The organism is Corallococcus exiguus (assembly GCF_009909105.1).
Classification (GTDB): Bacteria; Myxococcota; Myxococcia; order Myxococcales; family Myxococcaceae; genus Corallococcus; species Corallococcus exiguus.
The window spans coordinates 111,896-135,903 of sequence record NZ_JAAAPK010000004.1 but is presented as its reverse complement, the minus strand read 5'-3'; the positions used below and the strand labels follow the sequence as shown (position 1 = coordinate 135,903).

The window sequence follows — 24,008 nt, the reverse complement described above, 5'->3', positions numbered from 1 at the left end:
GCAGGCCTTTGTCTCTTTCGGAGACGAAACGCCATGCCGGCCACCTCGACAACTACCCCCACCTCACCTCCGACGCCGGAGGGCAACACGACAACGCATGAGTCGACCTCCACGGCCAAGGCCGAGGCGACGCCCGTCGTCTGGCCTCGCGACCTCAATCTCCCCACCTCGGGAGAGCTGACGTGGGGCTTCGACCGGGAGGGCCTCCAGGATGGGTGACGCCCTCTCGAAGGCCCTCGCCCGGGCCCGGCACGTCCTGGAGTCCCTCCAGGGTGAGCCGGTGGAGAAGACCATCTGGGGCTCCCCCGCTGGCAAGAAGCGCCTGGCGAAGCGCCTGGTGGCCATGCTGCCCGCGCACATGACGTATGTGGAGCCCTTCGCCGGCAGCGCCGCCGTCCTCTTCGAGAAGGCCCCCTCGGACGTCGAGGCCATCAACGACGCGGACCCCGAAATCGCCGACGCCTACCGTCTCCTCCAGAAGCTGACACCAGCGGGCCTCGCCAAGCTGAAGAAGCTGCCGTGGGTCGGCGACGAGAAGACCTTCAAGAGCCTCTTCGACTCCAAGCCGAAGGGGGACGTGGAGCGCCTGCACCGCTTCCTCTACCTGACGCACTTCTCCTACGGGAAGCTGCGCGGGCGCAGCGTCAGCCCCAACGGCATGGGCGTCGAGGCGAAGACGCTCGCACGGATTGAACAGTTCGCCCCGCGCCTCAAGCGCGTGAAGGTGTACGGCGGCGACTACGAGAAGGTGGTCCGCAAGTACGACGGGAAGGACACCGTCCTCTTTCTCGACCCTCCGTACCCTGGCTACAACGTCGACGTCGGCGAGGGTGACTTCGACGAGGAGCGCTTCTACGGCGTCCTCAAGTCACTCAAGGGTCGCTGGCTCATGACGTATGGCATCCGGGGGAAGCTGCCCGGGATGCTGAAGGGCTCCGGCTTCGTGGTGAAGCGCATCCGGACGCCTCGCACCATCGCCGCCATGCGCGGCGTGGGCGGCTCCTCCGTGCTGACGCAGCTCCTCGTCAGCAACTACCAGCCCGCCGCGAAGGCGCTGGAGGGCGGCAGCGACTTCGCCGTGGACGACTGGCAGCCGGAGGAGTCGCCCGACACCACCTCCTTCCTTGCGACGAAGCCGCTCCTCAAGGGCGTCGAGCCCGACGACGAGCGGTACGTCCTGGGTGTCGTCCTGGAGCCGGAGACGGTGGACGCGCAGGGCGACCTCTACTCCGCCGCGGAGATTCGTCAGGCCGCGCACCGCTTCATGGAGGAGTTCGGGGGCCTCGGCCTCATGCATCAGATGCGCGTCAACGGGCACGTGAAGGTGCTGGAGAGCTACCTGGCCCCCGTCGACTTCTCCCTGGGCGAGGTGCAGGTGCGCAAGGGCACGTGGCTCTTCGCCGTGCGCGTCCTCTCCGATGAGCTCTGGGGCCGGGTGAAGGACGGGCAACTGACGGGCTTCTCGATTGGGGGCACCGCGCGCCGTCTCCCCGAGGCCTCACCGGCTACCGGGACGCCTCCTTCCGACACACCTGCCGCTGACGCCCAGCCGGAGGCCGCATGACGAGCACCACCCAAGGCCCCGCCTCTGTCCACCGCCTCGTCGACATGGTGGTGGAGGAGGTGTCCCTCGTGGACAGGGCCGCCAACAAACACCGCTTCCTCTTGGTGAAGCGAGATGGAGACACCATGCACGACGCTCCCCAGGACACCACGCAAGCCGAGGGCGATAGCGGCGCCGCTTCGGACACCGCCAACGCCGAGGACGCAGTCCTCGCCTCCGCCCAGCAGGCCCTCGAAGCAGTGACGGCACTCGTCGAGGCGCTGGCCTCCACGGACGGCATCGACGGCGTGCGCGTGGTGGAGGTGGCCCAGCACCTGCGCGCGCTCGCCGACGCCCTGGACGAGGACGAAGACGACCCCGAGGACGAGGAGGACGTCGAGGCGCGCGCCAAGGCCGCCAACCCCGCGCCGGCTCCTCAGCCGACTCCGCCCGCGCCGAGCCCCGACGCCTCCGGCGTCATGGAAGGACTGACGAAGCTCACCGACGCCGTCCGCGCGCTGGAGGGCTCCGTGAAGGAGCAGCACCAGCGACTGGGGCGCGTGGAGAAGCAGTTCGGCCTGCCCAACAGCAGCGCCACCGCGGAGCGCCCGCCCAAGCCCACCGTCGAGGACGTCGGTTGGCCCCTCGACATGAACAAGCCCCTCAACCGGGAGAGCGTCGACAAGGCCCTCTCCTTCCACGACGTCTGACGTCCCCACCCGCCACCAGGAAGCCTCAACGCCGAAGGAATCCCCATGAGTCGTATCGACAACAGCACCCTCTTGGCCAAGGCGGACCTGGCCCTCGCCGACCTCACGGCCGGCGGCGGCGTCCTCCAGCCGGCGCAGGCGCAGAAGTTCCTGCGCCTGCTGATTAAACAATCCGTCCTGCTGCAGCAGTGCACCGTCGTTCCCATGGCGGCACCCAAGCAGCAGTTCTCCAAGCTGAAGTTCGGCAGCCGCATCCTCCGTCCGGGACAGGAGGCCACCGCCGTCCCCGCCGCGCAGCGTGTGAAGCCGGACCTCTCCCAGGTGGAGCTGGACGCGAAGCTCTTCAAGGGCGAAGTGCGACTCTCCGACGAAGTGCTCGAAGACAGCATCGAGCGCGGCGAGCTGCGGCAGACGCTCATGGAGATGCTCGCGGACGCCATCTCCAGGGACATGGAGGAGATCCTCGTCAACGGGGACACGGCCTCGGCGGACCCCTTCCTCGCCACGATGGATGGCGTACTGAAGCAGGCCACCAGCAACGTCGTCGACGCGGCCGGCGCGCCCATCAGCAAGGACGTCCTCGGCGACCTGCTCAAGTCGCTGCCCTCGGAGCACCTCCGCGACAAGAGCAGCATGGGGTTCCTCTTACCTCGGTAGACGCGGACCTGGACTACCGCAGCTCGCTCGCGGAGCGGGCCACGGCGGTCGGCGACAAGTTCCTCGAGGGCGATGCGCCGGTCCTCTACTCGGGCGTCCCGGTTCGGCCGATTCCTCTCTGGCCGGAGAACCTCGGTGCAACAAATGACCGCACGGCCATCCTGCTGACCAACCCCAAGAACATCCACGTCGGCATCTGGCGGCAGATTCGCATCGAGTCTGCGCGCGACATCTCCGAGGGCACGCTGAAGGTGGTGGCCACCCTGCGCTTCGACGCGAAGTTCGCCGAGGAGTCGGGCACGGCCAAGGCCATCAACGTGCAGTTGTGAGGCCCACCCCATGGACAACACCTATCTCGTCCGACTGAAGGCCTACGACGCGCGCCGGGGCCACGTGCTGCGGCGCTACACGTATGCCGGCATCAAGTTTCAAGAGGAGCGCGGCTGGTACCGGGTGGAGAAGCCGGTGGCGGACTACCTGCGCACCGTGCGCCAGTTGCCCGGCGACGCGTACTCGCCGCTCGCCTTCGACGTGAGCACGGACGCCGAGGCGAAGGCCCTCGATGCCACCGAGGCCGACGAGGCCCGCGTGAAGCGCAGCGCCAGCGACGAGCTGAAGCTGAGTGCGGCGCGGCCCGCCGGCACGCTGACGACGGAGGACATTCCGAAGGCCAGCGAGGAGAAGGACACGCGCCGCGGCAAGCGGGAGAAGGACTGACGTGTACGCCACGGTGGCCGACTTGCGCGCCGAGGGCGTCACTGCGGCCATGGCGGGCGACACCCGCCTGGCCGTCCTTCTCGAGGAGGCGATGCGCACCATCGACAAGGTGACGGGGTGGCACTTCGAGCCGCGCTCGGCGACGTTGCACCTCGACGGGCGTGGCACCCCCTCCCTTTGGCTGCCGGTACCACCCATCCGCCTCTACCGCCTGGCGCTGTACGGGGAGGACGTGTCCTTCTCGCGGGAACACCTGGTCGTGGTGGGTGCTCCGGTGGGCCCGGGCTTTGATGGGCCCCGCCTCACCTTTCGCCACGGGCGCGTCTTCCCGCGCGGCGAGGGCAACATCACGGTGGGCGCACGCTGGGGCTACACCGAGGCCGACGGGACGCCGGAGGGGCGCACGCCGCTCGCCATCCGCCGCGCGTGCATGCTCCTCGTCCTGCGCAGCCTCTCGCCCTTGGCGGACGAAGACTCGTTGGAGGAGCGCACGCGCTGGCGCGTGGTGGAAGAGAGGACGCGCGAGCAGAGCTACCGCTTGGACAGCATCCGCCCTGCGGTGCGGCCTCTCACCGGCGAGCCGGAGGTGGACACCTTCCTTGCCCCCTACGTGAAGCCTTCCTTGCCCGGGGCCGTCTAATGCGGGGCAAGCTCATCTTCCCCTTCTTGGCCGAGCTGCACCGCCTGGACTCCGTCGCCATGGCGGGGCCCGGCCCGGGCCCTCATGCCAGCGGGTACGACGCGGACTTCCGCGAGCCGGTGCTGGTGGACGCGGACGACGACGGCCTGTCCGAAGCCTTCCGCCGCGAATTTCCGCCCGTGCGTGTCCCCTGCCAGGTGGAGCCGGATGCCTTTGAGTCATTGCGCATGACTCCTTCCGGCAACAGCCCCCGGACGAGCTTCGAGCTCGTCTTCCACTTCCGCGACCTCGAGCGCCTCGGCCTCGTCGACGCGGCCACGGGCGACGCCCTCATCCGCCCCAGCGACAGGCTGGGGGCCCTCTACGACGTCATGGGCGCACTCGTGCAGGCAGTGAGGACGCCTCCCGGGCTGTACGTCACGGAGGCGCGCCCCACGGGCTTCGGCCTCCACCGCCGGAGGCCTCGCCGCAACCTCCTTCTCGTCACCTTCAACGACAGGCCCCAAGCCCGAGGACTCGCATGAAAGCACTGCTTCTCGCCCCACTACTCGCCACCGCCCTCCTCACCCGCTGCCGAGCGCCGGACGGGTGCGCTCCGGTGTCCACGCGCTGCGCTGGCAACGTCGCCGAAATCTGCAACGGCGACGGCAACTGGCAGGTGCTGGCCGACTGCGACGCCGTCAGCGAGCACAGCAGCGTGGCATTCACCTGCGCCTACGTCAGCGAGGAGGACGTCGCCGGCCACACCTGCCTGCCCACCACCGTGGACGCGGGCACCTTCGACGCCGGCACCGTCGACGCGGGCGCCGAGGAAGGCGGTGTCCTGTGAAGGGCTACCTCCAGTCTCTCCCCGGCGTGGGCACTCTCTTCCAGCGCGGCGAGATTCAACCCGCCGAGGTGTGGGCCTTCTTCCAGCACATGCAGTCGCGCCTGCGCACCAAGACGGCCAACAAGGCCGACTCCCTCGAAATGCAGCTCGCGGCCGAGGCGCTGCAGCGCATGGGCATCCTCGACAGGCAGCGCTTCCTGGAGAAGTACGCCACCACCGTGGGCCGCACCCTCTACCTGCCCTTCGAGGTGGGCGTGCCGAAGGGGGGCTGGGATTTGTGGGCCCAGGTGGTGGTGTGCGTCCACGAGCACCAGCACGTCGTCCAGCACGACGAGGAGGGCCCCAGCTACGAGTTGGCCTACCTCACCAGCACCTCCGCGCGCGCCCGCTCTGAGGCCGAGGCGTACACCTGCAACCTGGAGCTGCACTACTGGCGCTACGGCACCCTGCCCGCCGTGCGCCCCATCGCCGAGGGACTGAAGAATTACGGCTGCCGGCCGGAGGACGTGGAAGTCGCCGCCCACACGCTGGCCCTCACCTCCGTGTCCGTCCGCCACGGCGCGGTGGTGAGTGAGGCCACGAACGTGGCCCTGGAGTGGCTCAACTCGCACGTCCCCCACCTGCGGGCCAAGCAGGGCTGAGTCGTCCATGGCCGTCTCGCGCACCGGGGACTGGGAACGGGCCCGCCAACTGCTGGCGGCGAGCTCGTCACGCCTTGAGGGGGCGTTGCAGACGGCCTTGCGCCAGGAGGCGTACGCCCTGCGAAAGGAGGTGGTGCAGGGCCTCACCCAGCAGGCGCCAGGTGGCGAGCCGCTCCGCCCACCCTCTCCCCTCACGCTCGCGGCGCGCCAGCTCGCGGGCTTCTCCGGTACGAAGTCCCTCCTCGTCTCGGGCGCGCTGCGCAACTCAATCAGTGTCGTCGTGGAGGGCGACGAGGCATTCATTGGCGTCTCGCGCTCGGCGAAGAGCCCGGACGGCGAGTCCCTCGTCGACGTGGCGCAGCTCCAGGAGTACGGAGGCCCACCCGTCGTCATCCCCATGACGCCGAAGATGCGGCGCTTCCTCTTCGCGCTGCTGCGCCAGGCCGGCCTGGCCGGCGAGTCGCGTAACAGCGGCAGGGGGCGCGGCGTCATTGTGACGCAGACGCCAGCGCGCCCCTTCCTGCGGCCAGCCTTCGCACGGTTTCGCCAGGGCGCCAGCCGCCGCTTCCTCGCGCGCGTCGCGAAAGAGCTGGGCCTCGGAGGGCCCGGGTAATGGCCCTCCCCTCCCTCACCTCCGTGACGCCCTCCTCGGGGCCCACCAGCGGCGGCGACATTCTCCGCCTCGCCGGCACTGGCTTCGCCGCGCGGGTGGCCGTGCGCCTGGGCGGACTGCGCGCGGAGGTGCTCTCCGTCCGTGAAGAGGCAGGCACTGCCTACGTGGACGTGCGGACGTCGGCCCACGAGGTTGGCACCGTCGACGTAGAGCTGCTCAACCTCTCCGCGGACGGACGCCCCATTCCAGGCGAGGCCGCTGTCCTGCCGGGGGCGTACCGCTACCTGCGTCCACGCGTCGCAAAGGAAGCGGACCTCACCCGCCTCGTACGCACGCTGCTGCGCGAGTTGAAGCAGCAGGTGGTGGCCAACGTCAGCGCCAGCGTCTCCGTCGACTACGACGACAAGGTGGCCGACGGCCTCAACGTCATCGCCATGGCCTCGCTGCCCTCGGTGGTGCTGTCAGGCCCCACGCTGCGCGAGAGTCGTCGCTACTCCACCAACGTGTTGCACGAGGACATCGTGCAGGGCCCCTCCGGTGCGGAGCTGGTGCGCAGGCGCCCCGCGTACACGGTGGACCTGGCCTTCACCCTCACGGTGGCCTCCGAGCGCACCGCCGAACTCTTCAACCTCATGGCCGCCGTGGCCACTTTCCTCAACCGCAACCGCTGGCTCTCCATGGCGCGGGACACGGAGGACGCCTCGCGCGGCACCGTCCGCTGGGAAATGGACGCGGAAGGCGAGGCGCGCACGCAGCTTGGCAGCCGCGACGACGTGCGCGCCTTCACCTGGGGATTCCTCGTGCGCGGTTTCGACGTGGACGAGGGCCTGCCCCTCGACATCGGCAAGGCCGTCGCCGGCACTCACCTCGACACGGACTCTCTCTCCGGAGGCACCTCATGAGCATCACCCTCACCAATGCCTTGGGCAGGCTCGTCACCTTCCTCCTGCCCCATGAGTCGTACTGCGTCGCACGCGGCGAGTGTGCCTGCAGCGTGCAGCCAGGCCGTGGCGGCCGGCGCCTGCCCTCCTCCCTCACCCTGGCCTCGGGTGTGTCGCTGGAGGACGTGCCCGAGGCCGCGCTCTGCGTGCCTGCGGTGGCGGCTGCCATTCGCCGGGGCGAAGTCGCCCTGAAGCGGCAAGCCCCCACGGCCCCGCCGTCGTCGCCCCCCTCTGCCGCGCCGGAGGTGTCGGCGCGCGTGTCCCGCAAGAAGCGAGGTGCCTCGTGAGTCGTGAGTTGCTGTCGTCGAAAGTCGTCGTGGAGGAGGAGGAGCCGCGCGTCCGTGGCATTCCCTCGGCGCCCACCTCCGTCGTGGGGGCCGTGGGCCTGGCGCAGAGAGGCCCCATCGGCCAGGCCGTGCTGTGCACCTCCTTCGAAGAGTACCAGGCCACCTTCGGCGGCTTCACGCCGGACTCGGACCTGGCCCTCGCCGCCATGGGCTTCTTCGAGAACGGAGGGACTCACTTGTGGGCGGTCCGCACCGCCCACTACGAGGACGCCTCCAACCCCGAGTCGCACACGGCCACGCCTGCTGCGGCGGCCCTCACCACGGGCGGCGGGCCCACGCCCGCCGTCGTGCGCGGCACCCTGCGTCCCCCCTTCACCCTGGCCAACGGCCAGCGCCTGGAGGTGTCCGCCAACGGCGCCGAGGCGGTGGAAGTCGTCTTCTCCGGCACCGCGGCTTCCGTCTCCGCGGGCCGCCCCGGCCCCTACGCCCTCACCGCCGGGCAGTCGCTCCGGGTGCGCATCGACGACGGGCGGGATGTCTTCGTCCTCTTCAACGAGGAGGACTTCAGCGACATCGCCCAGGCCACCGCCCAGGAGGTGGCCGCCGTCCTCAACACGGGACTCATCGGCGGACGTGCCACCGTGGAGGCCGGTGTGCTGAGAATCGCCAGCGACACCCAGGGCGCCTCCAGCCGCCTGGAGGTGGGCGACGCGGTGGCCAACACCGTCTTCGGCTTCGCGGGCGGCCCGCAGGTGGGGAGCGGCAACGTCCAGAGTCTGCGCGCCGTCGAGCTGGCCGAGGTGCGCGCCCTCGTGGAGGCGGCGGTGGCGGGTGTCCGAGTGGCACCGTCCTCCCTGGGGGCCCTGCAGTTGCTCACCCAGTCCACGGGGCCTGGTGCCTCCTTGCGTGTGCAGGGAGATGCGGGCTCCGGCCTCGGACTCGACGCGCTGCTGCACACGGGCGACGCCTCGGGCGCCACCGACATCCTCCACCTGGAGGCGAAGGACGCGGGCGCCTACGCCAACCGCCTCGAGGTAGAGGTGCGGCCCCCGACGAATGGAGCTCCCGAAACCTTCGACGTCCTCGTCCTCGAGGACGGTGCCTACCGCGAGTCCTTCCCCAACCTCTCCTCGGCCCAGGGCGACGCACGCTACGTCGAGCGCGTCCTCAATAACGAGCGCACCGGCTCCACCTACGTCCGGGCCTTCATGGTGCAACCGGATGCGATTCCGGACGAGCAGACGGTGGCCCTCTCGGGCGGCGCGGACGGCCTCGTCGGCCTGGACGACACGGACTTCATCGGCTCGGAGGCCGGCCGGAGCGGCCTTTTACGCGCTCGACGAAGTGCAGGACCTCTCCCTTCTCCTGGTGCCCGGGCGCGCCACGCCCGCTGTCCACAACGCCATGGTGCGCTACTGCGAGGTGGCGCGCGACGGCCTCGTCTTCGCCGTCCTCGACTCGCCCGCGGGCTACAGCGCCACGGACATCGTCTCCTACGTCTCGCAGGAGGCCGCCCTCGAAGGGCTCTCTGAGCACGCGGCCCTCTACTGGCCCCGCGTCAAGGTGCTCAACCCCGCCCGCGGCGTCTTCGGCAACGCCGCGCAGCTCGTCGTCCCGCCCTCCGGCATCATCGCCGGCGTCTTCGCGCGCAACGACGGCGCGCGCCCCGGGGGTGTGTATGACGCGCCCGCGGGCATCGAGGCCGGGCGCATGTTCGGCGTCCTCGGCTTCGAGTCCAAGGAGTGCCTCGAAGAGAAGAAGCGGGACATCGTCTACCCCCGCCGCATCAACCCGCTCACCTCCGGGCCCGGCCTGCCGCGCTTCATCGACGGCAGCCGCACGTTGAAGGCCAGCGGCAACTTCCCCTACGTCGCCGAGCGGCGCGGGGTGTCCTTCATTGAGCGCAGCCTCAAGTCCGGTTTGCAGTTCGCGAGGCACCGCAACAACACGGAGGGGCTGCGCGCGCAGGTGCGCCGCTCCATTGCCGCCTTCCTGCTCGCGCAGATGAAGAACGGGGCCTTCCGCAGTCAGGAGCCCGCCAAGGCCTTCTTCGTCGACGTCTCGGACGCCCTCAACCCACCGTCCGTCGTCTTCGCCGGAAAGCTGGTGGCGCGCATCGGGCTCGCCACCAACAAGCCGGCCGAGTTCCTCATCCTGCGCATCGCCCAGGACACCCGCGCCCTCGAAGCCGAGCTGGCTTCGGCGGGCCTGTAAGGAGACTGGCCATGGCCATCATCGGACAACCGCGCAGCTTCCATAAGCGCTTCAAGTTTCTCTGTGAGGCTGACGGCCTCGGGCACTCCGGTTTCCAGAAGTGCAGCGAGTTGTCCGTCGAGGTCGCCAACGTCCAATACTTCGAGGGCGGCAGCCTCATCCCCAACAAGTCCCCGGGGCGCCTCACGTTCTCCGACGTCACCCTCGAGCGCGGCGCCACGCAGGATCACGAACTCTTCGACTGGTTCCAGGACGTCGTGCACACCACCAGCGGCCTGGGCCTGCCGGACAGCCTCTATAAGCGCAACCTCGACATCGTCCAGCAAGACAGGGACGGCACCACGCTGCGCCGGTGGAGCCTCGCGCACGCCTGGCCAGTGAAGTTCGTCGCGGGTGAGTGGGACAACGAGTCCGACGAGAACGTCATCGAAAGCGTCACCCTCACCTACGACTTCTTCGAGCTGGCCAAGTAGGACTCAGCCAGTCACGTACTCTCCATGAGTGCTGCAGCTTGGCGGGCGCCTGACATTGCACAGAGGCGCCCGCTCAGCCCATGCGTCAACGAACTCATTCACGAGAAGAACTTCGGCACACCGCCCACACCAGGGCTTCGTCGTGGCCCAGCCCAGAAAGAGTCGTCCTGGGTGGACCTTTTCTCTGATGCACCACTTCCGAAGCTCCTGCGCACCACTGTGATGACCTGTCCCTCCACCGTAGAAGCCATGCAGGTCGGCGATCAGGTCCCCAATCCGAGTGCGAAAGCGCTGCGAGGAGCCCGTGTTCCCTCCAACGTATAGCGGGACACACTTCTCGGTTGGCTCCTCCTCCCAACGTCGCCGAGAGACCAGATAGACGGCCTTGGACTTCGGAGGCAGGGACTGCTCGTCCATGCACCCCGCCAGCAACTCGGAAATCCGAAATGGCCCTGACCAGACCAACGCGTTCATGAGTCCCCCACCGAGATTGGGTGCTGCGTCTGTCGATGTCCCCGATTTTCCGTCCGATGCCTTTGTCCTTCCCGGAGGCAGGACAACATGGCGGACATCATCTCATGCCCCTCGGGGCTGACGGGCCGCATCCGCGGCATGAAGGTGCGCGAGGAGAGAGTCCTCGCGGACAGGAAGCTGGCGAAGAGCGGCGGCCAGGTGGATGAGCTGCTCTCCGCGTGCTGGGAAGAGCTGCTGGAGGCAGGCCCCTACACCTTCACCGACGGGAAGGTGGACTGGGGCCGAGTGCTGCAGGGGGACCGCTTCTACGCGCTCCTCCAAGTGCGCGTCCTCACCTACGGCCCCGAGTACGTCTTCGCCGTCCCCTGTCAGGCTGCCTCCTGCCGAGCCCGCATCGACTGGGAGCTGGACTTGACGCAGTTGCCGGTGCGCGCCCTCTCGGACGCCAGCCGCACGGCCTTCATGGCCGGCAACCGCTTCGAGACGACGCTGCCGGACGCCGGCAAGCGCGTGCGCTTCAAGCTGCTGCTGGGCGAAGATGAGCGGCGGCTGCCGCAGCTCCAGCGCGCGGCGCCGGAGAAACTGCTGTCCTCCGTCCTCGCCTACCGGGTGCTGGACATTGACGGCGTGGACGCGCGCGACAAGCGCCGCTTCCTCGAAGACTTGAGCTTGCGCGACGCGGACTTCCTCGTCGACGAGTTTGACGCCGTCGACTGCGGCGTGGACACGACGCTCGAAGTCGAGTGCCCCGAGTGCTTCATGCGCCAGGAGGTGGAGCTCCCTTTCGACCGGGGCTTCTTCCTCCCGGGGAAGCAGCGGACGACGAGGCGCCGGGAGCGCTCCACCTCTTCCCCGGAGTGACGCTGGAGACGTGGCGCGAGGGCCTCTTCCAGTTGTGCTGGCACCAGCACGGCGGCAGCGGCCTCGCAGCTCCCCTTGGTGACGCCCTGGAGCTGCCCACCTCGGACAGGGACTGGCTGCTCGAGCGAATCGGCCAGCAGCGCGCACACGAAGCCAAGGCACTGGAGAAGGCGGCGAAGCGGAGGTAGCGCGTGCTCAACAACCTCGGACTGGGCTTCGTCTTCACCGCACGGGACTTGGCCTCCGGCGTTTTCACCCAGCTCGAGGTCAACTTCACGCGCCTGGACAGGCGTGTGGGATTGGGCACCGCGCGCATTGAGGGCGCATTCCAGCGGCTCGGCGTCGCCATCGCCCTCTTCTCGGCGGGCGCCGTCACCATTGGCGCGTCGTTGTCCCTGGCCAACACCGCCGGCCAATTCGAGCAGGCCGTGGCGGGCGTGGCCGCTGTCTCTGGCGCCTCGGCCGAGGTGCTTGGGCAGCTCCGTGATGCGGCCATCAAGGCAAGCCTCGCCACGCAATTCACCCCCACCGAGTCCGTGCTGGGCCTGCGCGAACTCACCCAGGCCGGCTTCACCGCTGCTGAGGCGATGAAGCTGCTGGAGCCCGTCCTGGATTTGGCCGGCGGCTCGCTGGGGGAGCTGACGCCCCAGGGCGCCGCAGGCTTGGCCTCCCAGGCGATGAAGGCCTTCGGCATCTCCACCGACAAGGCCGCCCTCTCCGTCGACCAGATGCTCCAGGCCGTCAACGTCTTCGCCCTCAGTGCCAATGAACTCCCCCTGGCCCTCGGCACCGCCGCGCGTGGTGCGCAGGCCCTCAACCAGTCCCTGCCCGAAACACTCATCGCACTGGGGTTGGTGAAGAACGTCGTCCCCGGCGTGGAGCGCGCGTCCACCGCCGTGGCCGTCGCCATGGAGCGCATGGCGGATCCACAAGTGCAGAAGCACCTGCGTGGTCTGGGCGTTGCTGTCACCGACTCCAAGGGCAACTTCCTCTCCTTCCTCGGCATCCTCGACAAGCTGTCGCCCGCCCTTGAGCGCATGACGGCGGCGCAGCGCTCCGCGTTCCTGCTGAAGGCGTTCGGCCGCGAAGCGCTCGGTGGCGTGAATGCCATCCTCACGCAGTTCTCCAACGGCATCCGCAAGGACACCGGCGAAGTCGTCCGAGGCGCCGATGCCCTCAAGTACCTGCGCGACCAGTTCGAGAATGCGGGCGGCACGGCCACGAAGTTCCGCGAGCAGATGCTGGATACCTTCGAGGGGCAGAAGACGCTGTTGTCCGGGAACCTGGCAACGCTGGCCATCATTCTCGGAGAGCCCTTCAGCCAGGTGCTGAAGCCCCTCGTCACCCTCGTCGCCAGCGCGGTGCAGCAGGTGCTGGGTGTCTTCCAGGCGTTGCCCGGCCCGGTGAAGCGCGCCTTCGCAGCCTTCGCGCTCGGAGCTGGTGCCCTGGCTACCCTCGTCGGCGCCGTCATCGCCGCGAAGGTGGGCCTGGCGCTGATGGTGGTGGGCCTCAAGGTGCTGGGCCTCACGCTGGGTGGCCTTCTCGCCACGGTGCTTCCGGCCGTGGGCGCTGTCGTCCTCCTGGGCGTCGCCGCAGCCGGCCTCGCCTACGCCTTCCGTCACAACCTCGGCGGCCTGGGCGACTTCGCGCGGCGTGTGCAGGAGCAGGTGACGCTCGCCTTCCGCGGCCTCGTCCAGCTCTTCGAGGACGGAGGCTTCTCTGACGCGGTGCGGGAGGAGTTGGGCCGCGCAGAGAACGCCGGCCTGAAGGACTTCCTCATCAACCTCTACCTGTGGGGCCATCGCCTCCACAGCTTCTTCTCCGGTATCGCCGACGGCTTCTCCGCTGGCCTGGAGGCCGCGCGCCCCACCCTCGACGCATTCCAGGCGACATTGCAGCGGGTGGGCGCGGCGCTGGGCTTCCTCTCCGAGAGGGATGACGCGGCCACGGCCGCCGCGAAGTTCGCCGCCTTCGGCGAGGCGGGGGCCACCGTGGGACGCGCCCTCGCCCGCGTCTTCGACTTCGTCGTCATGGGCATGACGGCCGGCGCCGAGGTGGCCGAAGGCCTGGCGGGACAGTGGGGCTACATGAAGGCCGGTATCGACGTCCTCCTGGGCAGCCTGGCGCACCTGGGCCGCGTCCTCGGCGGGGCGCTCTCTGGCCTCCTGGGCACCAGCTCCGCCGCGAGGGACGGCGGCAGCATCTGGGTGGCCATGGGGCAGGCCATCGGGTTTGCCATCGGCAACATCACCACCGTCGTGGGCGTGCTGGTGTCCGCCGTCTCCCTCGTGGTGTCCGTGGTGGGAGGCGTCCTCAACGCAGCCCTGGCGGCCTTCTCCGGCATCGTCGACGTCTTCTGGGGCGTGGTGTTGACGCTGGGCGGGGCCCTCACCGGCAACTGGGCCGAGGCGTGGACAGGGCTGCGGCTCATCGTCTTCGGCACGGTCGACGCCATCTCCGGCGTCCTCCTGGAGCTGGTAGGCGCCATCCTCGGTGTCGTGGACGCGGTGGCGAGCCTCTTCGGTGCGAACACCGGCCTCCAGCAGGCGCTGCGGACAGCTCGCCTGGGCCTCCACCGGGATTTGTCCGTCGCCTTCGGCCTTGAGGACTCCAGTGGGGGCGCTGCCGCACCCGCGTCCGTCGTCACCACGGCCTCGCCCACCTCGTCGGTGGACTGGCCCCTGGAGTCCTCGTCCATGCCGGCGGTGGCGGCCCTCCAAGCCTCGCTGCCCCAGCCCGAGGTGCTCTCCTCGCAGCCAGCCTCGACTCCCGCCGCGCCCGTCCTCGTGAGTGTCCAGGTGGACGGCGAGGTGCTTGCCCAGGCCACGGCGCGCGCCGAGAGGGACGCCGCCTCCCGCAGCTTCTCCCCCATGGCGTCTTACTGAGAGGCGGGCCCCGACATGTCCATCGCCGCCGGCCTTGCCCGTCCCCCGCGCTGCCTCCTCGTGAATGTCCTCACCGGCGAGGCCATGGAGTGCCTCTTCAACCCCACGCAGCTCACCGAGAAGCTCCAGGTGAATTGGAACCGCCTGGCGGTGCCTGGCCTCTCCCACCAGGTGCTCCAGTTCCAGGGCACCTCCAACCGGCAGTTGGCGGGCGTGGAGTTCTACCTGGACGCCTTTTTCGCCACGCAGCAGGGCGACGCCTCCAACATCATGGCGTTCCGCGCCTTCCTGCGTGCCCTCACCGTGCCCCCGGCGGGCACCGAGGGTGTGCTGGCGACGACACCGCCGCGTGTCCTCGTCCTCTGGCCCGGCCTCCTCACCGTCGAGTGCGTCGTCGCCAGCGTGGAGTTCCAGTACCGCCAGCTCGCCGTCGACGGACGCGTCCTCGTTTACACCGCCACCGTCACCTTCGAGGAGATTCTCGACGCCCGCATCACCTCCGAGCAGCTCCGTCAGGAGGTGCCGTAGTGGCCCCTCACGCCGGCAGCCGCTACTCCTTCTCCCTCGGCCTGCGGGACGAGGCCGGCCGCCTCTTCCTCAGCGAGAGGGTGCCTTACGGCTTCCAGCCGCACGCGGACACGCGCGTCCACCTCGTCGCAGAGAGCGACTCCCTCTGGGGGCTGGCCGGCCGCTACTTCGCGCCTCTCCCGCGCGCCTGCGGCTTCTGGTGGGCGATTGCCGACTTCCAGCCGGAGCCCATCATCGACGCGACGCTGGAGCTGGAGGCCGGGCGGCGCGTCTACATCCCCTCGCTGCGTGTCCTCACCGACGTCATCCTCAGCGAGCAGCGACGGAGGGCCGGCGAATGACGCGGCCCCTCGACAGGAGCGCGCCTGGCGTGCGCCTCACGCTGCTGGCACACGAGAAGGCCCGCAGCGGTGAGGCCCTCTCCCTTGAGGGACGTGTCCTCGGCCTCACCTTTGAGGACTCCGCGACGAAGGCCGACAAGCTGTCCCTCCAGTTGGACAACTTCGACCTGGCCCTCTTCGAGAAGGAGGAGTTGGTGGGCGGCGCGGTGCTGGAAGTGTCCTGGGGCTACCCGGGCCTCATGGCATCGCCGCGGCGAGTGGTGGTGAAAAAGCTGAAGGGCTTCCAGGTGCTCACTGTCGAGGGCCAGGCGCTCTCCGCCCTCATGCACCGCGAGGCGAAGGCGCGCACGTGGAAGGGCAAGACGCGCGCCCAGGTGGTGCGCGAGGTGGCCGCCGAGTACGGCTACGAGGAGGACTCCGTCCACGTCGAGGACACCGGAGAGTCCTTCGACACCATCCACCAGGCCGGGGAGACAGACGCGCGCTTTCTGCGGCGCCTGGCCGCGCGGGAGGAGTTCGAGTTCCACGTCGACGACAAGGGCCTCACCTTCGGCCCGCGCAACCAGGCCGCCGCGCCCACACAGGTGCTGTGGTGGTACGCGGACGCGGGACGGGGCGACGTCCTCTCCGTCAACGTCGAGTCGGAGCTGGGCCGCCGAGTGGGCAAGGTGGACGTGCGCGGCCGGGACGCCATGGCCAAGAGAAACCTCGAGGCCCAGGCGAGCAGTACCACCGTGGAGCGCACCACCCTCGCGGACTTCCTGGAGGTGGTGGACAAGCGCACGGGCAGCACGTCGCTGCAGCTCCGCAACAGCACCACCAGCGTCCAGCCCACCTCAGCCTCGACACCTGCTCAAGCCCAGCGCGAGTCCGAGGCCCGCTTCCGACGCGCGGAAGCCGGCACCGTGAAGCTGTCCCTCCAGGTGGTGGGCAATCCCAGCTTGCGCGCCAAGTCCGTCGTGGAGGTGCGCGGCATCTCCAGCTTCATGTCCGGCCGGTACTACGTCACCGAGGCGAAGCACGTCCTCTCCTCCTCCGGCTACACCACGGATTTGAAGCTGTCGCGCGACGGCACCGGCCGCCGGCAGCAAGCCAGCCCCGAGAAGCAAGGCCAGCCCCAGGGCGGTCAGCCCAACACCAGCGCACCCGAAACGACTGGGGCACTGAAGGAAGTCGAGGCCTTCGAGCGGGACACCGGCACCCGGTACATCGAGTACCGCCGCGACGGGCAACCCATCGGTGTCGAGGACCCGGAAGCCGGAATGAGTCTCCCCAGGTAGCGAGCCCACCATGAGCACCTTCGACGACGACATCCTCGCCCATGACACGCGCCTCCTCGGCATGTACGTGGGCTACGTCACCAGCCGCGACGACGAGGCGCAGCTCGGCCGCGTCCGCGTGTGCATCCCCGGTGTCCTCGAGCCCGAGTCCGCCTGGGCCTGGCCCCTGGGCACCTCCGGGGGCGGCGCCAAGGGCACGGGCTTCTTCGCGGTGCCACACGTGGGCGCCGAGGTGGCCGTCTTCTTCAATCAAGGGGATGTGGACGCGCCCTACTACCTCTCGGCGCACTGGGGAAAGCCGGGCGGTCAGAGTGAGGTGCCCGAAGAAGCCCAGGTGTCTCCGCCCGACAACCGCGTCCTCGCCACGCCCACCTTCCGCGTCGAGTTGGACGAGTCCGTGGGGAAGCGGAAGCTGAAGCTCACCAACCGGAAGACGGGCGACTGCCTCACCTTCGACGCGGAGGAGAACACAGTCACCCTGGAGGCCACCACCGCCCTCACCCTGCGCGCGGTGGGCGCCATCTCCTTGGAGGCCGCCCAGGTCACCATCGCTGGCCGTGTGGTGCGCCCCATCGCTGAGCCGATTTGAGGACGCCCATGGCGCTGCCCATCTGCATCCACATCCCCCCGCTGCCCGAGGCTCCAACCCTCACCCTGCCTGGCGGCGCCACCTTGCAGCACCACCAGCTCCTGCAGGCCGTTCAGCCGGCGCTCGCGCCGCTCACGCCTCTCTTCGACATCATCGGCGCGGTGCTCGCTGTCTTCGAAGTCGTGAAGGCGATACCGGACGCGCTGGGGCCACCGCCGGACCCGACAGCCATCGCCGCGGCCCTGCCGAATCTGGCCGAGAAGGTGTCCAAGCTGCTCCGCCTCGTCCCCCAGCTCTCGGTGCCACTCGCGGTGGTGGGTGTCATCGACATCGTCCTGGGCGAGCTGGGCCATGCCCGTGGCCAGCTCCTCCACCTGCAGTTGCGCCTGTCGAGCGTCGGGCAGGCCCGGCTGCGCGCCGCTCAGCTTGGAGACGCGGGCCTCCTGGCTGTGGCCGGCTGCGCGGAGGCCAACGTCGCGCAGGAGGCCGCCAACGTCGGCAAGGCCATGGCCGCCCTCTCCCAGCTTATGGCCCTCCTCAACGTCCTCATCGGCCTGGTGGGTGGCCCCCAGGTGCCGGACTTCTCCAGCATCGAGGGAAGCGCACTGGAAGAGGCCATTGCCCCCCTCGACGCCATCGTCCGCACGCTGCAGCAGGTGCGCGCGGCCATCCCCGTTCCGTGAGGACACCATGAGTCGAGCGCTCCAGAATCTCCTCGTCCCCTTCGGCAGAGACAAGAAGCGCGACTTCGCCTCCGGCACCGGGGCCGAGCTGCTCGCCTCGAAGGTGCGGCAGGTGCTGCTGACGGAAGGCGCCACGCCCCACTCCACCGGCGAGCTGCCCTGGCGCACCAGCTTCGGCGCGGGCCTCTCGCGGCTACGCCACCAGCGCAACGACAAGGTGCTGGCGGAGCTGGCGCGCGTGTACGTCCGTGACGCGCTCGCGCGCTGGTTGCCTGGCGTCCAGTTCGTGCAGGTCCGCGTCAAGCAGGAGGCGGTCACGCTGACGCTACGTGTGCGCGTGCGCGAAGGTGACACGACAGCGGACTTGGATGTCTCCTTCCAGCGGGAAGGTTAATGGGTGACCAACCGTCACGTATCTAGTCCATGCCACCTACAGGCAGTTGGCGAACCAGAAGAAAGACTTGGCTTTGTCGGAGCAGTACCGCACCGGATTATTGAGGTACGAGGTTGGCCGCAATCGGACTGCCTCCTCCGGCAAGACGATGAGCACGCAGTGGCGGGTGACCGTTCCTGCGACGTGCTCGCCCCCAACCTGCTCCTCTGTCAGCGCAAGCGTTTGATGCGCTCTTGCAGAGCAAGCGCGGCAGGTGTGTTCTTGGCGGCCAGCACTGCCGCGAGTTCGACAAGTGCTTGCCGCGCGTCAGCGCCCTTGGACAGCGCATGGGCGTCTGAACCCAATGCTGCTGCCACGAGGTCGACCAGCGCGATACCAGTCTCCTCGCGATACCAATGCTTGGACGGGTTCTTCGCCTTCAGCATGGCGGCAATCCAGCGAAGGCCGTCCAGGCGAAGCGGGGCGCCGAAGGACGTCGTGAGGAAGTGCGAGAACCGGGTCACGCACTCTTCTTGACGATCCAGATGCCCTTGGGCCCACCGCTCGTAGACGTCCTTCATGCGGAGCGCGGCTCCCGGCGCGAGCCGCTCGAGAGCAGCCTCGTTTCCGAACCCGAGTAGGTCGCAAATCAGCTCCTCGCCATAGAACCATAGGCCCGGCTTCGACCATTCCGCCGCCAATCCGTATTCCACGACCGCCCGCCAGACACGCTCGAAGGCGGCCGGGTCATCGATCTTGCCGAGATGCCGAAAAAGGCTTCGGATGAAGTGCTTCAGCGCGTGGTGCGCCGCCGGCCCATGCGCGAGGACAGGTCCCCAGACGGCCTGACTCTCATTGTCAGGCGCGGCGAGCGATAAGGCCGCGAGTTTCTGCAGGACATTGTAGCCCAAGTTCTGGGTGGGCAGGTCGTACTTGCCGTACTTGTCCGCTTCGCCCTGCGCCATCGCGCGAGAGGCTTCGTAGTCCCAGATGCTGAGAGTGAGACGCGTATCCAACTGCCGGTCGCCAATTCCCTCGCCATCGATGAGCCACCCCAACACGACTTCGAGGACATCGTCGGCAAGGGAGACTCCCGGCCGCCGCTCGGGCTTTTCGCGCCACGTCCGGTCGCCGGACGCGTAGAGCCGCAGCTCCCTCGCGAACCCCAGCCGGCCACGGGCGGCCGCGACCCACTTGAAGTCGAGGCTATCCGCATTCGCATCCACGCCCCGCAGCGGGAAGCGCCGCAGCCGCGCAAGCCAGCCGCTCCAGGCGCGTTCCGCGCCTTCGCCGTCTCCGGGATGCGGTACGAGGAGGATGAGGCCGGACCATATGACCCCGGCCTGCAGAAGTCGCCACCACGCTGGCCCCAGTTGCTCCCGGTTGGCGTAGGCGATGCCCACCACGACCGCGGCAGCACGCGCATCCCCACTCGTCAGCAGGCGAAGGACGTCGGTCTCCTGGTCTGGGCTGCCGTCACCCGCCAACCAAAGGTGCATCACCGCGTGCGCAGCGAACTTCAGCTCGTCGCGCCTGCTCCCCACGCGCCGATTGCGAATCTCCTCTCCCGTCGACGGGAGATCCGAGACCGCCGTGCGGACGACCGCAAGCGCACGGATCTGCGCTTCTGGCATCTTCGCCAACCACGCCCTGCCCAGCACGACCAACGTCGCTGCCGTTGCGAGCCTGCACTTGGACTTGCCTAGCTCATCGTCCATCGTTGCGGCCTCGCAAGACTCGAGCAGGCCGTAAAGATACGCGGCCTCTTCGTCGGTGAGCGCCTGTCCGCTTTGAAGTCGCCGCGCGCAGTGCTCCGGCATGAGAAGGTGCGTCAGCGGCTGTGCCTTCTCGCTCTGCCACGACTGGACCTTAAGGCGCAGGTCGTTGGGGCATACAAAACCCTGCGTCTTCGCGCCGGTCTTGGGGTCCGTTGCAGTTTGGTAGTTGGTGCGGTCCAGAGCGGCGCAGAGCAACTGGAACTCAAGCGCGTCCTTCGGGTCTTCAGGGAGCGTCCACGTCGGTATCAGCGATTGAAGGTGCCGCGCGACGCCGTCGTCGGTCAACAGGAGCTTGACGACGACATCCAAAAACCTCTCCTGGCGATGCGGTGCGAGCGTCCAACTGCGGGCGAAGTCGAACATCACCTGGCCGCCCCGGAGCCAGCTCAATCCAACAAAGTTGTCGTTGATCTGCCCGACGCGGATGCGGTCCCAATAGAACAAGCTCGGAAACGTCAGTAGGGGCGCGAGCGCGCCAGAGAGCAGCGACGGCTGGTACTTCGCCACGTTGAGGAGCACGCTGACGAGCGCTGCGGAGTTGCCCTCACGCAGCAGCCGCTCGACGGCGGCGGTGACGTCCTCACCGGCGTTGAGCTTGCACGTCAACCACCGCTCCAGCGCATCGAGCGCGCAGAAGAGGTTCCCGTTACGCATGGAGTTTGACTGCGGCCAGTCGAACACCTGCCACCAGCCAATGAAGGTCTTCTCCGACCCATCCTCGAACTGGAGGGTGACGCCGGGCAGCGTTCCCTGCTGGCGCCGCATGACTTCCGCGCCCCAGCGCTCGGTCGAGAAGTTCACAAGTGCGATGAGCGCACCCAGGGCGACATCGGACGCGATTTGCAGGAACGGAAAGAACGGGCTCTTCCAGAAGGCGGTCGGGCAAGCGTCTTCCGGGAAGTGGAGGCCCAAGTCGATCTCGAGGCGGGCTGCTCCGTACTCCCGTTCGGGCTGATCCTCGATAATGAGGGCGAGCAGGACTTCCGCCGCCAACTCTGGTCGCGCACGCATCAAAGGCTGGATACCAAGCCCCTTGAGGCAGGCGGCACGGAAGTCCACATCGACCTTGCCAGCTGACCCGAGCGGCCAGGGAGGCAAACGCGCTCTGGACGATATGATGGAGTGCGACATCTGCTGCCGCCGCTCATTCCGTGCCCTGTATTCCAGGTCCGTCTCCAAGCGATTGGCGTGGGTCGCGGCTTGCTCTCGTCTCCCTTGGGCTACACGCCGCTTGATGTCCGCATCGACCTTACGCCGCCCTGCCAATTCCATGGCCCAGTTGCCGACTTCGTCTGGGAGGTCTGCTGCGCCAGCTAGAGGGGCCGTGTACAGCAGGTGCTCCCGCATCACGTACATGACGCCGAGCCTCTTCTCGACCTGCACGGTTCGCGCCATGGCCAGCGCGATTTCGGTAATTTCCCGCCGGAATGGCATGCGCGCGCCGTCGCTCATCTGGCGGGGCGTCTTCGTGAGCCAGGTCTCAATGACCTTGGCGAGCGCAGACGAGACGAGCCCACCCAGCCGTTCGCGCTGTGCAATGAGGAAGCGAAGGAACGGCGACCACCGTCCGAAGACGGGGGTTCGGTACTGGGCCTCCATGTAAAGCCCGACTGCAGAGTCCTGCGCCAGCGGGCCCCCGGCCGGAACCGTCGCGATGTGGTGGAAGCGCAGGAGTAGCCGCGTGAAGCCCCTGGCCTTGTTCGCGAGCAGCAAGTCGACCCGGTCGTTCAGGAATCGCTCGGCTTCTGGATCCAGACACAATGCATCGAGCAGGATGTCGCCAGCCAACGCGTTCTTTGCCGCCACGACCGTATCGAAGGTCGTGTCCCATGCTGTTCCAACCTCAGCGGGCTGCCGCAGCAGGAACTGCCCGAGCATCCGTAGCGCGTTCGTCCAGAGCGGGTTCTCGGCGAGATGGGTCCACTGCGGGGCGTCCGTCCAAACCTGCTTCAGGAATTGGAAGCGCGCCCAATCGGCGGCGAGGTCGTGTTCGAACTCGACCCGATTCGTCCGTTCGTTCTGCCGCAGCGGAAGTTCCGACGGGCGATTCGCAAAGATTGTAGTGTCAGTGGGATTCAGGTCGGTCAGCGCAAAGCTGCGCTCGAACGAAGCCTCCCGCTGCGCGAGACGCATCATCAGCGCCTGTACGTCGGCGCGGTCCTGCGTCCAGTACTTCCACAGTCTGTCCGCGATTGCTGTGTGCGACGCGAGACCGCGGGCACTCGAGCCCATCGCAGCGCCGGCCTTGATGACCCACCCTAGGGTCCGTAAGTTGGTCAGCGCTACGAGGGTGTCGTCGTGGTCCGCGAGCCAACCCAGCGTTGGCGACGGCAACAGCGCCAGTTTCACTTCGCTGCTGGTGACTTGCTCCAACTCGACGAGTTCGGCCTTTCGCCCTTCGGGCATCATCTCTTCGCCGTCGGCCCAGCCTTGGGGCTGGGTGACAACGACGACTCGCCATGCTGCTTCGGCCTGACCGACAGCCGGCAGGATGGCCTGGAGCAGTTGACGGATAACAACGAACTCGGTCGCTTCGATCCGCTCGGCCGAGTCGAGGACGAGCACGTTCGCTGGCTTGACGGTCGCGTTGAGGACACGCGACAACTCATGCCGGAGGGGCAGGGTTCCCCGCCGCGCCGCGCTCAGCGCCGTCTTAAGGTCTGTCGGACCGAACCACACTTGGTTCCAGGATGGGAAATTGGCGTCGAGCACAAATTTCACAAGGGCCGACTTGCCGCAGCCTGACTCGCCGAAGACCACGGTCACCGCATTCTTGGCGACAGCCGTCTGAAACTTTGCCTTCTCCGCAGTCCGCGGGACTGCATATCCCGAAGGCAGCGCCGTCACTATCCGTGCCTTCTGGTCGGAGGTAATGTTGGAGAGCGTCTCCCAATCGCGCTGGAAATCCGGATGCTGGCGGAGTTCAAACCGGAGCCGCAGACGGGACCAAAGGTCCTGAAGGGTAACGGTACCCTTCCGCAGTCGCGTTTCGGTCGCTACGTTGATGAGTTCCTTCCAGAGTGCTTCCGCTTCGCCAGGAGCGCCGGATTCCAAAAGGAGTCGGCACCGTGCGGTCGATTGGCTCTCGGTCTCGGAATGAGCGAACTGCAGGTCCGTCGGCAGCACGTGTAGCCGACGGATGAGCTCGATGGTCTCCCCGTCGCTCGCGCTTCCCCCCGGATTCCGGACGCTGTCGAAGACGCGCGACTGCCGCGGGTTGCTCCGGATACGGCTTATTGCGAGCGCCGCGTCGGAACCGCTGCACGCATTCTTCACCTCCCGCCAAGTCGCGTCGAACGATTGATTGGTACCGAGAGTGACTAGGGCCAGCCCATCGGTCGCCCGGTTAAACGGCCCCTGCGGGTCTCGCCACTGGTCCCACGCCCGAGTCACGAAGTCAGCCGGCAGCCCAGTGTCGCTGACCTGCTGGTTGCCTTTTACCGAGATAGCGAGGCGTAACCGCGCACCATTCGCTTCGCTGGCCAGCAGCAGGTCGTCGATCCGCCAACCAAGGGTCGAGACCTGCGCTTGCATCTGGATACCGACGCCCCCCACGCCCGGCGTCTCCTCGCCAGAGAGCGCCTTCACCAGTTGCCACGCGGCGATCAGGTCCTCGAACGCGAAGCCGGCACCGCTTGTCGAACGCAGAGTCGCAGGGGCTCGTCCCCCACTGAGGGATGATGCCTTTGGCTTCGATGTCTTCTTGGGTGGGGCCAATCAAGCCTCTGCTATTGGTTACGTGAAAACCTACCACGTTTGCAGCACATCAGCCCCGCCGTGGCCGCACCACAGGTGGACGAGCAGAGGGGTAGAGCGCAGGACGAATGGACCCGCTGATGCTGCGTGGGGCCGCATGCACGGGGCTTCCCGGGCGTCAGAGTGGAGGGCCCGCTGCCCGGGAAGTGGGGTGGCGACGGCACCCTCACGTGCCCAGCTGGCGAGGTGGAGCCC

Annotated in this window: 24 protein-coding genes; 23 read left to right on the top strand and 1 reads right to left on the bottom strand. The window is 68.2% G+C overall.

Translation table 11 applies throughout. The features are described 5' to 3' along the window. Positions 1-33: 33 nt before the first annotated feature. The 23 genes from GTZ93_RS16655 (at position 34) to GTZ93_RS16540 (ending at position 18,300) form a co-directional block, all read left to right on the top strand. Positions 34-219, top strand: coding sequence for a hypothetical protein (locus tag GTZ93_RS16655; RefSeq protein WP_139915201.1), 186 nt, complete (start codon positions 34-36; stop codon positions 217-219). Further along, the gene (locus GTZ93_RS16650; protein WP_139915200.1) at positions 212-1,564 is read left to right on the top strand and encodes an XkdF-like putative serine protease domain-containing protein; all 1,353 of its coding nucleotides are present in this window, start codon (positions 212-214) and stop codon (positions 1,562-1,564) included. Before GTZ93_RS16655 ends, GTZ93_RS16650 begins: the two co-directional genes overlap by 8 nt. Continuing rightward, positions 1,561-2,253, top strand: coding sequence for a hypothetical protein (locus tag GTZ93_RS16645; RefSeq protein WP_139915199.1), 693 nt, complete (start codon positions 1,561-1,563; stop codon positions 2,251-2,253). The genes GTZ93_RS16650 and GTZ93_RS16645 overlap by 4 nt, the downstream gene beginning before the upstream one ends. Before the next feature lie 45 nt (positions 2,254-2,298). Further along, on the top strand, positions 2,299-2,910 hold the full coding sequence (locus GTZ93_RS16640; protein ID WP_139915198.1) for a phage major capsid protein: 612 nt from the start codon (positions 2,299-2,301) through the stop codon (positions 2,908-2,910). A 339-nt stretch (positions 2,911-3,249) separates the two neighbouring features. Beyond that, on the top strand, positions 3,250-3,627 hold the full coding sequence (locus tag GTZ93_RS16635) for a hypothetical protein (RefSeq protein ID WP_139915197.1): 378 nt from the start codon (positions 3,250-3,252) through the stop codon (positions 3,625-3,627). 1 nt (position 3,628) lies between these two features. Beyond that, positions 3,629-4,267 (top strand): hypothetical protein, encoded by a 639-nt coding sequence (locus GTZ93_RS16630; protein ID WP_139915196.1) that lies wholly within the window; start codon positions 3,629-3,631, stop codon positions 4,265-4,267. After that, positions 4,267-4,791: a hypothetical protein gene (locus GTZ93_RS16625; protein WP_139915195.1), complete on the top strand. Its 525-nt coding sequence runs from the start codon at positions 4,267-4,269 to the stop codon at positions 4,789-4,791. The genes GTZ93_RS16630 and GTZ93_RS16625 overlap by 1 nt, the downstream gene beginning before the upstream one ends. Next, a complete protein-coding gene (locus tag GTZ93_RS16620; RefSeq protein ID WP_139915194.1) occupies positions 4,788-5,096 on the top strand; it encodes a hypothetical protein in 309 nt (102 codons plus the stop codon). Before GTZ93_RS16625 ends, GTZ93_RS16620 begins: the two co-directional genes overlap by 4 nt. Further along, positions 5,093-5,737 (top strand): hypothetical protein, encoded by a 645-nt coding sequence (locus GTZ93_RS16615; RefSeq protein ID WP_139915193.1) that lies wholly within the window; start codon positions 5,093-5,095, stop codon positions 5,735-5,737. The genes GTZ93_RS16620 and GTZ93_RS16615 overlap by 4 nt, the downstream gene beginning before the upstream one ends. A 7-nt stretch (positions 5,738-5,744) precedes the next feature. Then, a complete protein-coding gene (locus tag GTZ93_RS16610) occupies positions 5,745-6,350 on the top strand; it encodes a hypothetical protein (RefSeq protein WP_139915192.1) in 606 nt (201 codons plus the stop codon). Beyond that, positions 6,350-7,252: an IPT/TIG domain-containing protein gene (locus GTZ93_RS16605; protein ID WP_139915191.1), complete on the top strand. Its 903-nt coding sequence runs from the start codon at positions 6,350-6,352 to the stop codon at positions 7,250-7,252. Before GTZ93_RS16610 ends, GTZ93_RS16605 begins: the two co-directional genes overlap by 1 nt. Then, positions 7,249-7,578 carry a hypothetical protein gene (locus tag GTZ93_RS16600; RefSeq protein WP_139915190.1) on the top strand — a complete coding sequence of 110 codons (330 nt, stop codon included), beginning with the start codon at positions 7,249-7,251 and terminating at the stop codon, positions 7,576-7,578. Before GTZ93_RS16605 ends, GTZ93_RS16600 begins: the two co-directional genes overlap by 4 nt. Beyond that, positions 7,575-9,110 (top strand): phage tail sheath protein, encoded by a 1,536-nt coding sequence (locus GTZ93_RS43260; protein WP_139915189.1) that lies wholly within the window; start codon positions 7,575-7,577, stop codon positions 9,108-9,110. Before GTZ93_RS16600 ends, GTZ93_RS43260 begins: the two co-directional genes overlap by 4 nt. Next, on the top strand, positions 9,001-9,792 hold the full coding sequence (locus GTZ93_RS42775; protein WP_257978928.1) for a phage tail sheath family protein: 792 nt from the start codon (positions 9,001-9,003) through the stop codon (positions 9,790-9,792). The genes GTZ93_RS43260 and GTZ93_RS42775 overlap by 110 nt, the downstream gene beginning before the upstream one ends. Positions 9,793-9,803: 11 nt before the next feature. Then, complete coding sequence (locus GTZ93_RS16585; RefSeq protein WP_139915188.1) at positions 9,804-10,265, top strand: phage tail protein; 462 nt, start codon at positions 9,804-9,806, stop codon at positions 10,263-10,265. A gap of 561 nt (positions 10,266-10,826) precedes the next feature. Further along, complete coding sequence (locus GTZ93_RS16580; RefSeq protein WP_139915187.1) at positions 10,827-11,600, top strand: hypothetical protein; 774 nt, start codon at positions 10,827-10,829, stop codon at positions 11,598-11,600. A gap of 191 nt (positions 11,601-11,791) precedes the next feature. Further along, on the top strand, positions 11,792-14,485 hold the full coding sequence (locus tag GTZ93_RS16570) for a phage tail tape measure protein (RefSeq protein WP_139915185.1): 2,694 nt from the start codon (positions 11,792-11,794) through the stop codon (positions 14,483-14,485). A gap of 15 nt (positions 14,486-14,500) precedes the next feature. Further along, complete coding sequence (locus GTZ93_RS16565; RefSeq protein WP_139915184.1) at positions 14,501-15,013, top strand: CIS tube protein; 513 nt, start codon at positions 14,501-14,503, stop codon at positions 15,011-15,013. Then, positions 15,013-15,354 (top strand): hypothetical protein, encoded by a 342-nt coding sequence (locus GTZ93_RS16560; protein ID WP_139915183.1) that lies wholly within the window; start codon positions 15,013-15,015, stop codon positions 15,352-15,354. The genes GTZ93_RS16565 and GTZ93_RS16560 overlap by 1 nt, the downstream gene beginning before the upstream one ends. Further along, the gene (locus GTZ93_RS16555; protein WP_139915182.1) at positions 15,351-16,634 is read left to right on the top strand and encodes a phage late control D family protein; all 1,284 of its coding nucleotides are present in this window, start codon (positions 15,351-15,353) and stop codon (positions 16,632-16,634) included. Before GTZ93_RS16560 ends, GTZ93_RS16555 begins: the two co-directional genes overlap by 4 nt. 10 nt (positions 16,635-16,644) lie before the next feature. Beyond that, complete coding sequence (locus tag GTZ93_RS16550; RefSeq protein WP_139915181.1) at positions 16,645-17,223, top strand: phage baseplate assembly protein V; 579 nt, start codon at positions 16,645-16,647, stop codon at positions 17,221-17,223. An 8-nt stretch (positions 17,224-17,231) separates the two neighbouring features. Continuing rightward, positions 17,232-17,906: a hypothetical protein gene (locus GTZ93_RS16545; RefSeq protein ID WP_139915180.1), complete on the top strand. Its 675-nt coding sequence runs from the start codon at positions 17,232-17,234 to the stop codon at positions 17,904-17,906. A gap of 7 nt (positions 17,907-17,913) precedes the next feature. After that, the gene (locus tag GTZ93_RS16540) at positions 17,914-18,300 is read left to right on the top strand and encodes a GPW/gp25 family protein (RefSeq protein WP_139915179.1); all 387 of its coding nucleotides are present in this window, start codon (positions 17,914-17,916) and stop codon (positions 18,298-18,300) included. 209 nt (positions 18,301-18,509) lie between these two features. On the opposite strand, the gene GTZ93_RS42455 is transcribed toward GTZ93_RS16540, so the two are convergent. After that, on the bottom strand, positions 18,510-23,774 hold the full coding sequence (locus tag GTZ93_RS42455) for a hypothetical protein (protein ID WP_219629031.1): 5,265 nt from the start codon (positions 23,772-23,774) through the stop codon (positions 18,510-18,512). Between the last annotated feature and the right edge of the window lie 234 nt (positions 23,775-24,008).

Excerpts from the sequence above, each read along its gene's own strand:
- GTZ93_RS16655 (WP_139915201.1), top strand. The coding sequence starts at position 34 with ATGCCGGCCACCTCGACAACTACCCCCACCTCACCTCCGACGCCGGAG.
- GTZ93_RS16650 (WP_139915200.1), top strand. The coding sequence starts at position 212 with ATGGGTGACGCCCTCTCGAAGGCCCTCGCCCGGGCCCGGCACGTCCTG.
- GTZ93_RS16645 (WP_139915199.1), top strand. The coding sequence starts at position 1,561 with ATGACGAGCACCACCCAAGGCCCCGCCTCTGTCCACCGCCTCGTCGAC.
- GTZ93_RS16640 (WP_139915198.1), top strand. The coding sequence starts at position 2,299 with ATGAGTCGTATCGACAACAGCACCCTCTTGGCCAAGGCGGACCTGGCC.
- GTZ93_RS16635 (WP_139915197.1), top strand. The coding sequence starts at position 3,250 with ATGGACAACACCTATCTCGTCCGACTGAAGGCCTACGACGCGCGCCGG.
- GTZ93_RS16625 (WP_139915195.1), top strand. The coding sequence starts at position 4,267 with ATGCGGGGCAAGCTCATCTTCCCCTTCTTGGCCGAGCTGCACCGCCTG.
- GTZ93_RS16620 (WP_139915194.1), top strand. The coding sequence starts at position 4,788 with ATGAAAGCACTGCTTCTCGCCCCACTACTCGCCACCGCCCTCCTCACC.
- GTZ93_RS16610 (WP_139915192.1), top strand. The coding sequence starts at position 5,745 with ATGGCCGTCTCGCGCACCGGGGACTGGGAACGGGCCCGCCAACTGCTG.
- GTZ93_RS16605 (WP_139915191.1), top strand. The coding sequence starts at position 6,350 with ATGGCCCTCCCCTCCCTCACCTCCGTGACGCCCTCCTCGGGGCCCACC.
- GTZ93_RS16600 (WP_139915190.1), top strand. The coding sequence starts at position 7,249 with ATGAGCATCACCCTCACCAATGCCTTGGGCAGGCTCGTCACCTTCCTC.
- GTZ93_RS16585 (WP_139915188.1), top strand. The coding sequence starts at position 9,804 with ATGGCCATCATCGGACAACCGCGCAGCTTCCATAAGCGCTTCAAGTTT.
- GTZ93_RS16580 (WP_139915187.1), top strand. The coding sequence starts at position 10,827 with ATGGCGGACATCATCTCATGCCCCTCGGGGCTGACGGGCCGCATCCGC.
- GTZ93_RS16565 (WP_139915184.1), top strand. The coding sequence starts at position 14,501 with ATGTCCATCGCCGCCGGCCTTGCCCGTCCCCCGCGCTGCCTCCTCGTG.
- GTZ93_RS16555 (WP_139915182.1), top strand. The coding sequence starts at position 15,351 with ATGACGCGGCCCCTCGACAGGAGCGCGCCTGGCGTGCGCCTCACGCTG.
- GTZ93_RS16550 (WP_139915181.1), top strand. The coding sequence starts at position 16,645 with ATGAGCACCTTCGACGACGACATCCTCGCCCATGACACGCGCCTCCTC.
- GTZ93_RS16545 (WP_139915180.1), top strand. The coding sequence starts at position 17,232 with ATGGCGCTGCCCATCTGCATCCACATCCCCCCGCTGCCCGAGGCTCCA.
- GTZ93_RS16540 (WP_139915179.1), top strand. The coding sequence starts at position 17,914 with ATGAGTCGAGCGCTCCAGAATCTCCTCGTCCCCTTCGGCAGAGACAAG.